9 protein-coding genes are annotated in these 12838 nt (G+C 38.3%); all 9 read right to left on the bottom strand.

Annotated features, from left to right (window positions below; genetic code table 11):
* Positions 1 to 76: 76 nt before the first annotated feature.
* On the bottom strand, positions 77 to 1036 hold the full coding sequence (locus AC3WOM_RS01415) for an ABC transporter permease (protein WP_492444507.1): 960 nt from the start codon (positions 1034 to 1036) through the stop codon (positions 77 to 79).
* A gap of 1 nt (position 1037) precedes the next feature.
* Positions 1038 to 2084 carry an ABC transporter permease gene (locus AC3WOM_RS01410; RefSeq protein WP_492444505.1) on the bottom strand — a complete coding sequence of 349 codons (1047 nt, stop codon included), beginning with the start codon at positions 2082 to 2084 and terminating at the stop codon, positions 1038 to 1040.
* Positions 2084 to 3622 (bottom strand): ABC transporter ATP-binding protein, encoded by a 1539-nt coding sequence (locus AC3WOM_RS01405; protein WP_492444503.1) that lies wholly within the window; start codon positions 3620 to 3622, stop codon positions 2084 to 2086. Before AC3WOM_RS01405 ends, AC3WOM_RS01410 begins: the two co-directional genes overlap by 1 nt.
* Before the next feature lie 490 nt (positions 3623 to 4112).
* Positions 4113 to 5198 (bottom strand): BMP family lipoprotein, encoded by a 1086-nt coding sequence (locus AC3WOM_RS01400; RefSeq protein WP_427540311.1) that lies wholly within the window; start codon positions 5196 to 5198, stop codon positions 4113 to 4115.
* Positions 5199 to 5252: 54 nt separating this feature from the next.
* Complete coding sequence (locus tag AC3WOM_RS01395) at positions 5253 to 5981, bottom strand: GntR family transcriptional regulator (RefSeq protein WP_492444500.1); 729 nt, start codon at positions 5979 to 5981, stop codon at positions 5253 to 5255.
* A 187-nt stretch (positions 5982 to 6168) separates the two neighbouring features.
* Entirely contained in the window at positions 6169 to 8454 is a 2286-nt protein-coding gene (locus tag AC3WOM_RS01390; protein ID WP_492444499.1) for an FtsK/SpoIIIE family DNA translocase, read from the bottom strand.
* Positions 8455 to 8609: 155 nt separating this feature from the next.
* Positions 8610 to 10277 carry a ribonuclease J gene (locus AC3WOM_RS01385; RefSeq protein ID WP_427540320.1) on the bottom strand — a complete coding sequence of 556 codons (1668 nt, stop codon included), beginning with the start codon at positions 10275 to 10277 and terminating at the stop codon, positions 8610 to 8612.
* Between the two features lie 564 nt (positions 10278 to 10841).
* Positions 10842 to 11759: a 4-hydroxy-tetrahydrodipicolinate synthase gene (gene dapA / locus AC3WOM_RS01380; RefSeq protein ID WP_427540323.1), complete on the bottom strand. Its 918-nt coding sequence runs from the start codon at positions 11757 to 11759 to the stop codon at positions 10842 to 10844.
* Positions 11760 to 11772: 13 nt separating this feature from the next.
* Entirely contained in the window at positions 11773 to 12810 is a 1038-nt protein-coding gene (locus AC3WOM_RS01375) for an aspartate-semialdehyde dehydrogenase (protein ID WP_427540326.1), read from the bottom strand.
* Between the last annotated feature and the right edge of the window lie 28 nt (positions 12811 to 12838).

The following is a 12838-nucleotide window of genomic DNA, read 5'->3' as shown; positions in this document are numbered from 1 at the left end:
TATGATATGTACAAGGAAAAAGACTGAGCATTTTCGCTCAGCCTTTAACTTTTTAGAGATACATTTTACTTTCGTTTTAACGTTTCCCTTTAATATAAGGTTGTCCACTAGCCTTTGGTGCACTTGCTTTACCGATAAAGCCAGCTAAAGCAAAAATCGTTAGGACATACGGTAATATTTGTAAATACACTGCTGGAACATTTTCGATCAATGTAATTTGATTTCCTGCGATACTCAATGTTTGTGCTAAACCGAAGAATAACGCAGCGCCAAGTGCTCCAATTGGATGCCATTTCCCGAAAATCATTGCTGCAATCGCCATGAAACCTTGCCCGGCAATTGTTGCGTGTGAGAAGTCATGTGTAATTGTTTGCGCATAGACAGCACCGCCCAAACCACCAAGTGCTCCAGAAATTACAACTGCAAAATAACGCATTTTATTCACGTTTATACCCATTGTATCTGCTGCCATCGGGTGTTCACCGACTGCACGAAGGCGTAAACCAAATGGCGTTTTATAGATGATAAACCATGCGCCAATTGCTACTACTAAAGCTAATATAGAAGTACTATAAACCTCTTTAAATAACAATGGACCAAAGAATGGAATATCCTCTAAGAAAGGGATTCCGAAACGACGAATAGGTTGGTCAATCATGTCTGTTTGACCTTTATCATAAATCATTTTTACTAAAAAGACTGTTACAGCCAAACCTAATAGGTTGATGGCTACCCCTGATACCGTTTGATCAGCACGGAAGGAGATTGAGGCAACAGCATGGAAAAGTGAGAAAATACCTCCTACAATAACAGCTGCAAGCATTGCCACCCAAATGGTTGCTGCACCGAATACTGAAGCAAATTCTAAATTGACAAAAATACCGACAAAGGCTCCAACTATCATTAAACCTTCTAGCCCGATATTAACAACACCAGAGCGTTCAGAGAAAACACCACCGATAGCTGTAAAGATTAATGGTGTTGCATAAAGAATCGCAGAAGGGATGATGAAATATAACATTTCTAAAAAGCTCATGTTATTGTCCCTCCTTTTTCTTGCTTAACTTTTGTAAACCAACTCGAATAATGTAGCCTGATGCTACGAAGAAGATAATCAATGCAATAATAATGGATACGATTTCTTCTGGAATACCTGCAGCATTTGGCATATTTAGCGCACCATATTTAAGTGAACCGAATAATGAGGCACCAAATACAACCCCTAGTGGTGTGTTCGCACCTAGTAAGGCAACAGCAATACCATCGAAACCTATTCCTGTAAATCCTGGTTTAATAGAAGCATTTTGGAAAGTACCTAGTGCCTCCATCGCTCCACCTAGACCTGCAAACATACCTGAAATCGTCATGGCTAAAATAATATTTTTATTGACACTCATACCTGCATATTCTGCGGCATTTTTGTTAAATCCTACTGCTTTAAGCTCGTACCCTCGTGTTGTTTTTTCTAAAATAAACCACATCACGACTACCATTAAAAGTGCAACAATGATCCCATAGTGAAGACTTGAATTGTCTGTAAGCTCTCTTAAAAACGGAGAACGTAAAGAGGCGGATTCATGAATACGTTCTGTTTTAAAGCTACCGTCTGACAATCTTTTAATCACTGCATTCGCAATATAAAGTGCAGTGTAGTTTAACATAATTGTCGCAATTACTTCGTGAACTTTAAATTTCGCTTTTAAGAAACCTGCAATAAAGGCCCAAAATGCACCTGCTACTGCCGCGGCAAGCAATGCTAATGGTAAATGAATTATTTTTGGTAATTCAAAGGCGTATCCTACCCATGCGGCAGCAAGCCAACCTAAAATTAACTGACCTTCAACACCAATATTAAATAAGCCTGTACGGAAGGCAAATGCTACAGCAAGACCTGCCAATAGATACGGTGTTATTTGACGGATTGTGTTCCCGATTGAATATGAATCTCCAAAAATACCTGTCCAAAGAGCGATATAACCTTGTATTGGGTCATAACCGCTGACTACCATTACGATAGCACCAACAATTAAACCGATAATAATAGAGATGATAGGAACGAGTATATTAATGACACGATTTGACATTAGTCGTTCCCCTCCTTCGTACTATTCTTTTTATTTTGACCTGCCATTAATAAGCCAAGCTCTTGTTCTGAAGTTTCCTTTGGATTTAATTCATCTACAATTTGTCCATCATATATAACAGCAATACGGTCTGAAACATTCATAACTTCATCTAATTCAAATGAAATTAACAGAACAGCTTTTCCATTATCACGTTGTTCGATCAGACGAGAGTGAATAAATTCAATGGCCCCTACATCAAGCCCACGCGTTGGTAAAGCGGCAATTAATAAATCTGGATTTCGATCAATTTCACGACCAATGATTGCTTTTTGCTGATTACCACCAGAAAGTGCACGTGCCGGCGTCATTTCACCATTACCTGTACGCACATCATACTCTTTAATAACCTGTTGTGCTTTTTCAGATACCTTTTTGTAATCCATAACAAAGCCCTTTGCAATTGGAGGCTGGTAGTAGGTTTGTAATACAATATTATGCCCAATTGGGAAATCTAACACTAAACCATGCTTATGACGGTCTTGAGGAATATGCCCAACACCCTCCTCAGTAATTTTTCGCGGCTTCATATTCGTTATATCTTTACCATTTAATTTCACAGAACCACTTTTGATTTTACGCAGACCTGTAATGGCTTCGATTAATTCGGATTGGCCATTGCCATCGATACCTGCAATACCAACGATTTCACCCTTACGAACCTTTAAGTTTAGACCTTTTACTTTATCAATATTACGGTAGTCTGTAACGACCACGTTTTCAATAGATAGCACTTCTTCAGTAGGTGTAGCCTCTGTTTTCTCTGTTTTGAATTCAACCTGACGACCTACCATCATCTCTGCTAGTTGTTCTGGGTTTGTTTCTGCCGTGACAACAGTTCCAATACCTTCACCTTTGCGGATAATAGTTACGCGATCTGAAACTTCCATAATCTCTTTTAACTTATGAGTAATTAAAATAATTGATTTTCCTTCTGCTATTAAACGACGCATAATCTGTATTAATTCAGTAATTTCCTGTGGTGTTAGAGATGCAGTAGGTTCATCAAAGATTAAAATTTCTGCTCCTCGATATAAAGTTTTTAAGATTTCAACACGTTGTTGCATCCCAACAGTTATATCCTCAATTTTCGCATTCGGATCAACATCTAGACCATATTTTTCAGAAAGGGCTCGTACATTTTTAGCTGCATCCTTAATATTAACAATTCCCATTTTTGTCGGCTCAGAACCTAAAATAATGTTCTCTGTTACTGTAAAATTTTCCACTAACATAAAGTGTTGATGCACCATACCAATTCCTAAATCATTAGCAACATTCGGGTTTGTAATATTAACAGCCTTCCCACGAACTCGAATTTCGCCTCCCTCTGGTTGATACAAACCAAAAAGGACGTTCATTAAAGTCGACTTACCTGCACCGTTTTCGCCTAGCAATGCATGGATTTCGCCTTTTTTTAGTTGGAGGGTGATATTATTATTCGCCACGAAATCGCCGAACTCTTTACGGATTCCTAGCATCTCAATCACATGTTCCAAATTAGTCACTCCCTTAATAGGCACTTTTGTAATAAAATTTCGCTATGGCGTATTCGTATCTGCTGCTTAGACTTTTGATACAGATAAGCAATACGTCTAGTTTTTGAAATGATATGAAGAATTGTATTAAATCTAATACTAGCTATTTGTTACTGTCATTAAAGCAGTAATGTAAGCCAATATTTCTATCTTCGCTCAGTGGGCAATTGGTTTTCCCAATTAACAAAAAATTCACTCATATTTTGTCCTGCCAATAGAGGTCGGTATTTTTCTGAATGAAGATAAATTAATACAGGAAAGGTCATCGTTAGAAACCTTTCTTCTATTAATTTGTTTCCATCAATACTCATAAACTCGCGATTAAATTATATGAAATTCCTAGCTCTATTTAAAAAATAATCAAATAGTATAAATAGTCGAAATATAACGATAGATTGAAAAATCATCATAAGGGTCTGCTAATAGTCCCTTATGATGATCAAGAGATGAATTATTTTTCCACTTTTTCTGGAACGACGATTTCACCGCTAGCAATTTTTTCTTTATATTCGTCAATTACTGCCTGTACATCCGCTGGGATTGCACCACGAGAATCAGCAAGTTTTACACCATCTTCAGCTAAACCGTAAGTAAGTGTTTCACCACCTGGGAATTTACCGTTTTTCGCTTTATTAGAAATATCTACTACTGCTGTATTAACACCTTTTAACATAGAAGTTAACGTTATATTTGTTTTATCGTCTACTTTACCTTCTTCATATTGGTCAGCATCTACACCGATTACCCATACATTTGCATTAGGATCTTTAGCTTTACGCTCTTTTGCCTCAGAGAAAACACCGTTACCAGTTGCGCCTGCAGCATGGAAAATAATGTCTACACCTGAAGAGTACATGCTGTTCGCAGTAATTTTTCCAAGATCCGCTTTATCAAATGCAGCAGTATATTTTACTTGAATTTCGATATCAGGATTTACAGCCTTTGCTCCTGCTACGAAACCAGCGTGGAAACGGTTAATAACCGGAATATCCACACCGCCTACAAAGCCGATTTTACCTGTTTTAGTCATTTTCGCTGCAGCAACACCTGCTAGGAACGCACCTTCTTGCTCTTTGAACAAAACATTTACTACATTGTCAGCTTTTACTTCTGCATCAATTAATGCGAAATGATTATCTGGGTTATCTGCAGCAACTGCTTCCACAGCGTCAGCCATCATGAAGCCAATTCCGAAAACTAAGTCAAAATTACGACGAATTAAGTTGTTTAAGTTTGTTTCATAGTCAGCATCTGTTTTTGATTGTAGGTACTCAAAACCACCTTCACCTTTTGAAAGACCATGTTCTTTACCGTAGGCTTTAACACCTTCCCAAGCAGATTGGTTGAATGATTTATCATCCACGCCACCTACGTCCGTAACCATTGCTACTGAGAATGCTTCTTCGTTGTTATTTTCGCCTGATGATGCATTTTCATTTTCTTTTGCTGGTTTTTCATCCTTCGCGCCACATGCACCAAGAATAGCACTTGCCGCTAAAACTGATGATAATACTAAGCCAAATTTACGTTTTTTCATTGTGTTAACCCCCCAAAGGTAATGTAATTAGCAGGAAAAATATTTAGAAATGTTCTACACCCGTTTACGAACTACATGGAAGCTGAATTTATCAGCTCGGAAATAATTTTTTGAATACAGCACTACTTGATCATGATCATCGTAATGCAACTGCTTTAATACTAAAAGAGCTGTTTCACGGCCACAATTTAAAATCGGTGACGCTTGCTCATGATACCCTACTGGATCTATATATGTTACAGCATAGGCCACATGAATTTTCCCAGATTGTTCAAGTGCAGAGAAGAGTGAAACCTCTTTATTTTCTACAAAGTCAGTTGGCAGAAAGCTAGCCGGTAATTTGTCTATACAATAAACGACTGGCTCGCCATCTGCTGTTCTGACACGTTCAATCGTGAGTATTTTATCTTCGTCATCACATTGGAAGCGTTTTAAATCTTCCTCAGAAGGTATGTTTTCGGTCGCCTTTAAAAAGAGGGAACCGGGCTCCATACCAGCTGTCTCTATCATTGAAGAAATGCTTGATAAATGCTCGATGCCTGATGTAAACAACGGCTTAGGGTTGACAAACGTACCTACCCCATGTCGACGCACAATCACATTTTCCTCTTCCAACAGTCGAAGCGCTTCACGAAGTGTTGCTCGACTGACTCCTAGTGATTTGGATAATTCAAATTCTGAAGGCAGTTTTTCATTTTCTTTGAAAACACCTGTTTCAATGTCAGACTTTAAACGATCAATTACTTGAAGATAGAGATGACGATGATCTGCTTTAATAGTCACATATATCACCACCAAATCAGAGATCAGACATCTGATGTACAACATTCCTACTAATCGTTCATAAATATAACATTTTTGCAGAATGAAATCAATTACACCTTAGCGTAATTACTATCCGAATTTTGCATTGTATTTGTACAATCTAAACAACTCGCCAAATATACAACAATATCCTCAATTATGTTGATTAATCGTATTGATGAACAAGTACTTGTCGGGGTTTACTTCCCTCCGAAGGGCCGACGATTCCTCGTTGTTCCATCTGATCGACAATGCGGGCAGCTCTCGAATAGCCGATACGGAAGCGGCGCTGCAACATTGAAACAGAAGCCGTCTGCATACTTACAACCAATTGCACAGCCTCATCAAATAATTCATCTGTTTCCTCAAGTATCGTATCTTCTTCTGTTGGAATCATCTCTTCCTGATACTGTGCTTTTTGCTGTTCTATAACAAAGTTAACGACTGACTCTACTTCCTGATCTGATAAAAAGGCACCTTGTACACGTTTTGGCTTTGATGCACCAGCAGGTAAAAATAGCATATCTCCCCGGCCTAATAATCGTTCTGCGCCACCCATATCTAATATCGTTCTGGAATCAATTGCGGAAGATACCGCAAAAGCAATACGTGAAGGAATATTCGCTTTAATCACACCTGTTAGTACATCTACACTAGGACGTTGAGTGGCAATAATTAAATGAATCCCTGCAGCACGTGCCATTTGCGCTAATCGAGTAATCGAATCCTCGACATCACTGGAGGCAACCATCATTAGATCCGCTAACTCATCCACAATTACAACAATATAAGGTAATTTTGGATGTTTTTCATCAGTTTGTTCATTTACCTTTAGTACGTGATTATTATAGCCCTCAATATTACGTGTACCTGTATGTGAAAACAGATCGTAGCGACGTTCCATTTCTGCAACGACTTTTTTTAGTGCTTGTGATGCCTTTCGTGCATCTGTAACAACCGGCGCTAAAAGGTGAGGAATCCCATTATAGACATTTAATTCCACCATCTTTGGATCAATCATCATCAATTTGACCTCATGTGGTTTTGTACGCATTAGTATGGATACAACAATGCCGTTTATACACACACTTTTACCACTTCCAGTTGAGCCAGCAACAAGTAAATGTGGCATTTTATTAAGCTCGGCAAGTACAGCTTGTCCTGTAATATCACGACCAAATGCAACTTGCAATAAAGCTTCTGGCTTCGCTCCGTCTTTTGACTCTAACACTTCCCGTAGTGTGACAATGGCTACCTCGCTGTTCGGTACTTCAATACCAATTGCAGACTTTCCAGGAATAGGTGCTTCCATACGAATGTCCTTTGCAGCAAGTGCCAAGGCAAGATCATCCTGAAGATTTACAATTTTACTTACTTTTACGCCAATGTCTGGCAATATCTCGTATTTAGTTACGGCTGGTCCTAAATGAACTTGGGTAACTTTTGCCCTTACACCAAAGCTTTGTAGCGTTTGTTCTAGTTTTTTTGCATTTGCCTGAATCACTGAATATTCACCGCTTTGGTCATGTTGCGGTGGTAATTGTAATAAATTATAAGAGGGAAGTTGATAATCTGCATTTTCCACTGTATCAGCGCCTTGGATATGGACATCATCCACGATCTCTCCATATTCAATACCCTCAATGTCATTACTCTCAAACACTTCTCGTTCTTGAGAAACATTTTGAGTAAAGGCTGAGATAATTGGTTCATGGGTAATTTCCTCTTCTTCTTGTAATTCATAAGTATGATCAACAGCGGCAATCTCATCCGTCGTATCACTTGTTGACCGGCGATTTTTAGGTTTCTTTGGTTCATTTTTCTTCTTCTCTTTTTGTTTTTTTTGCCATTTACCAAAAAGAGCAGGCATTATTTCTGCTAGATATGGGACAAGTGCTTTTCCCGTAACTAAAATTAACCCAATAAAGAAGATCACCCATGCAACAACCTTAGCCCCTGAAGTCTCAAATAGAACATGTGACATACTAAATAGCAAGGCACCAATCATTCCCCCACCAAGTGCATTACTTCGCTGGACAACCCCTTCCGTATTAATTAAAATACGCCAAGACTCTCGCAACACAGATTCTGATAATAAACCACCTGATTTTGATAGCTGTTCAAAAAGAATACCATGGCTAAAAATTGTTAAACTCATAACAATTAGGAACATCCCTAAAATCAGACGGTCCTTCAAGCTTACTTTTTTCTGGCCAATCATTAGCAATAAAGCAGCAAATATAAGCATAAATGGCACAGCAAAATACAAATTTCCTAAAAGAAACATTGCTATCGTTGTTAGAAAACGCCCAATCATGCCATATTCAAAAATCATAATAACGGCAATTGCAATTAAGATGAGTCCTAATATTTCAAACATCAGCGGATGCATCTCTTTTTTTTCGGTTGTACCTTTTCCTTTAGTGACTTTTTTTCTTTTACTAGTCGCCATCTATTTCACCCTCTTTTACAATCCATTCTATATATGAAATGAATCCTATCATGTAGAACTTAATTATTTCAAAAAAAAGGATTTTCCACCGTATACACTCGGCTAGAAAATCCTTTTTCATTCATTTCTCACTCAAAGCTGGAACGATGAGTTTTTTAATATTCCATAATGATTGGGATAATCATTGGGCGGCGCTTTGTTTTCTGGAATAAGTATGTGTTCAGTGTATCTCGAATTTCTTGTTTAATGTTTGTCCATTCAAATGTATCTTTACCTACATATTTTTCAATAACATTCTTTGCAATATCAGAAGCTTCCACCATTAGCTCCTCTGATTCTCGAACGTAAACGAAACCGCGTGATAAAATTTCTGGTCCAGATGCAATTTTCTTTTGAGCACGGTTTAATGTGACAACAACAATGAAAATACCATCTTGTGATAATAATTTACGATCACGCAAAACAATATTACCTACATCACCAACGCCAATACCGTCGATTAATACATTACCAGCTTGTACACGACCACTCATACGCATTTTACCATTCTTGTACTCTACAATATCCCCTTTATCAGCGATAAAAATTTGGGATTTTTGCATACCCAGTTGTTGAGCGAGTTTAGAATGCGCTATCAGCATGCGGTACTCTCCTTGCACAGGAATAAAGTATTTCGGTTGCATCAAGTTAAGCATTAGCTTTAAATCTTCTTGGCTTCCGTGACCTGATACATGAACATTCTTGCTAGATGTTAAAATTTCAGCACCTGCTTTTGAAATCGAGTTCATTGTATTAGCCATTTGTACTTCCATGCCAGGTGAAGGTGTAAAAGTAATTAAGACTGTATCATCCTGCTTAATTTTAATGTCTCGATGATGCTTACGAACGATCTTTTCTAGCGCATCAAGTGGTTCTCCTCGATTACCAGTGGCAATAATAATAATCTCATCGTCTTGATATTTATGCATTTCTGAAATAGGGATAACTGTTTCTTCTTCAACTGTTAAATAGCCAAGTTGCACACCTAAATCCACAGCTTTTTCTAATGGTTTTCCGACAATGACAACTTTGCGGAATGAATTTTGAGCTTGCGTAAACACTTGCTGAATGCGAATAAAATTCGATGCGTACACAGCAACTAAAATACGGCCTGGTGCTGAATGGAATGTTTTTGATAATTGCTCCTCAATAACAATCTCAGATGTCGTATAACCTGGTCGCTCCGCTTCACATGACTCAGATAGCAAAATAAATACGCCTTCTTCTCCTAGCTGGGCCATCTTAGCTAAATCAGGCTTAAATTTACCTGTCGCAGATTGATCGAATTTAAACTCACCTGTATGAACAATTGCTCCTTCAGATGTATGGAACACTACCCCTAACGAATCGGGAATACTATGTGTTGTATGGAAGAATGTTACATACGTTGAGTTAAAATTCATACGACTTCGATTGGTAACCTCAAAGAATTTCACCTGATGTGGAGCAGGTAATTCCTTTAAATGTTCCTTGGCAAGTGCAATTGTTAGCTTTGATCCGTACACTGGTGCTTTTACTTTTTGTAATACATAGGCAATCGAGCCAATTGCATCTTCATGACCATGCGTTAAGAAAATGCCTTTCACACGTTCTTTATTTTCTTCTAAATACGTAATATCTGGAATTACAATATCAATGCCCAGCATTTCGTCTTCTGGGAACATTAGACCGCTATCTACTACAAATAGCTCCTCATCAATTTCTACTACGCACATTGCTTTACCAATTTCGCCCACACCACCTAGTGGAATGATACGAATTAATTCATTTTTCTTTTTTGTCAATTTATTTCCTCCTAAAAGATATCCCGAACAGCAACCACTTAACATTCATTATACGATTTGCAAAGCTTTTGCACAAATTAAAAATACATGTTTCATGATGGAAACAAAAAAATTATTACGAATTCCTGTTGCTATTAGATGGAAAGAAAGGGAAAGACCTAATAGGAGAAGGTCTAAAATTTTGACTTCTAGATGTGCAAAATATTTGATTTTAAAGTTGTCTGGGGATTATTCTATAGCACTTTTCTTTCCAACTTGCGTGATTTTTGGCGCTACTTGGGGTTTTTCTCCTACCTGAGTGGAGTTGGATGCTACCCTAGCAGTTTTCTCTCTCACCTAGTGAAAATGCCGCTTCCTGAGCGGTTTTCACCCTCACCCGAGCGGCTAGTCCCTTACCCGAGCGGTTTTCATTCTCACCTGAGCAGTTATCTCCCTTTCCTGAGCGTTTTTCACTCTCACCTGAGCAATTTTCTTTCTTACCCGAGCACTCTAATTATGAGAGCAACCTTTAAAAAGTTAAAAAGACTTTAGACAAATTTCAAGTTTGTCTAAAGTCTTAAAGTTTTAATGAAAGCTATTTATTTCTCTAAAGCTTCTCGCTTTTTCTTGATACGTATCCCAAATTCGATCAAAATTAGCTTTTTCCTCATCTGTCATTTCCATCATCGGTAAACGAACATTGAGTGTATCAAAGCCTAATTTTGTCATTGCATATTTGACAGGAGATGGATTTGGTTGAGCAAATAGTGCACGTACTAGCGGCAGTAATGCTCGATGAATTTTGGCTGCTAGCTTGTGATTTCCTTCTTCAAATGCCTTAATCATTAATTGCATATCATTCCCAACAACATGAGCAGCAACTGATATAATACCTGCACCACCTATTGCTAGTAATGGGAGTGTTAAACCATCATCACCACTATATACTAAGAAATTGTCATCCGCGTCAACATTCTCAATAATGTCGCCCATTTGATCTAAATTGCCGCTCGCTTCTTTAACCCAAGCGATATTTGGAATTTTACTTAACGCAACAGATGTTTCATAAGCAACATTGATCCCAGTACGTCCAGGTACATTATAAAGCATAACAGGTAGACTAGTTTCTTTTGCGATGGTTTCAAAGTGTGCAAAAATACCTCGTTGATTTGGCTTATTATAGTACGGTGCTACAAGCATAATACCATCTGCACCGTTTTCTTCAGCCTTATGTGTCATTGCAATAGAATAAGCTGTTTCGTTATCTCCTGTCCCTGCAATAACAGGTACACGCCCTGCCGCTTTTTCAACTGTAAAGCGTACAACTTCAATTTTTTCTTCTGTGGACATCGTTGGATTTTCTGAGGTTGTGCCACATGCAACAATACAATCTGTACCGTTGTCTATTAAGTGATTAATAATTCGTTCTAACTCTGGGTAATTTATCGTGCCATCCTCTTTAAACGGCGTAATCATAGCCGTTCCAATTCGACCTAAATTCATCCTTACACCCCTCTTATAGTAAGTTATCCTCAAGCATTGCTTCTGCAATTTGGATAGAGTTCAATGCAGCGCCTTTTAATAAATTATCGGAAACAATCCATAGGTGGAATCCTTTATTATTATCTAAATCTTGACGGATACGTCCTACAAAAGTAGCGTTCTCCCCTTCTGCATAAATCGGCATTGGGTAAGTTTGTGTTGTAATATCATCTTGTAAAACAACGCCTGGTGCATTGCGTAATACGTCGAAGATTTCTTGTACTGTTGCTTCGTTTTCTACTTCAATATAAACAGATTCAGAGTGTCCTGAAACGACTGGCACTCGAACGCAAGTTGCAGCTACTTTTAGTTCTGGTGCATGCATAATCTTTTTCGTTTCATTAATCATTTTCATTTCTTCGTATGTAAATCCATTATCTGTGAATTTATCGATTTGTGGAATAACATTACGTGCGATTGGATAATGACGTTTATCACTACCAGAAGGTAAAATATTTGCTTCTACATCCTTACCTGCTTCCCAATTTGCGCTCTGTGTCTTTAATTCTTGAATTGCAGTAATTCCTGCCCCCGAAACAGCTTGATACGTCGAAACAATCACTTTTGTTAGACCAAATGCATTGCGAATTGGCTCTAGTGCAGCAACCATTTGAATTGTCGAGCAGTTTGGATTAGCAATAATCCCTTTATGCTTCGCAAGATCCTCTCTGTTTACTTCCGGTACAACTAATGGTACCTCTGGATCCATGCGGAAATGGCTCGTATTATCAATAACAACAGCACCGCGTTTTGCAGCTTCAGGTGCTAATACAGCTGATACTGATCCACCAGCAGAGAATAAAGCGACATTGACGCCCTCGAAAGCTTCAGGTGTCGCTTCTTCTATTGTATATGTCTTACCATTAAATTCGATTGGTTTTCCTGCTGAACGTGCAGAAGCTAAGAACTTTATAGCGCCAATCGGAAAATTTCGTTTAATTAGCTGCTCCATCATTTTCGTTCCTACTGCCCCTGTTGCCCCAACAACCGCAACTGTTAACTGCTTTGTCATCTGTCATCTCTCCTTGAATACAAGTTCC

The sequence above is a fragment of the Lysinibacillus sp. FW301-JW8 genome (assembly GCF_058788755.1).
The sequence above is the reverse complement of the archived record's forward strand: the minus strand, read 5'-3'. Positions and strand labels throughout refer to the sequence as shown.

Excerpts from the sequence above, each read along its gene's own strand:
- AC3WOM_RS01415 (WP_492444507.1), bottom strand. The coding sequence starts at position 1,036 with ATGAGCTTTTTAGAAATGTTATATTTCATCATCCCTTCTGCGATTCTT.
- AC3WOM_RS01390 (WP_492444499.1), bottom strand. The coding sequence starts at position 8,454 with ATGGCGACTAGTAAAAGAAAAAAAGTCACTAAAGGAAAAGGTACAACC.
- AC3WOM_RS01375 (WP_427540326.1), bottom strand. The coding sequence starts at position 12,810 with ATGACAAAGCAGTTAACAGTTGCGGTTGTTGGGGCAACAGGGGCAGTA.
- AC3WOM_RS01410 (WP_492444505.1), bottom strand. The coding sequence starts at position 2,084 with ATGTCAAATCGTGTCATTAATATACTCGTTCCTATCATCTCTATTATT.
- AC3WOM_RS01400 (WP_427540311.1), bottom strand. The coding sequence starts at position 5,198 with ATGAAAAAACGTAAATTTGGCTTAGTATTATCATCAGTTTTAGCGGCA.
- dapA (WP_427540323.1), bottom strand. The coding sequence starts at position 11,759 with ATGAATTTAGGTCGAATTGGAACGGCTATGATTACGCCGTTTAAAGAG.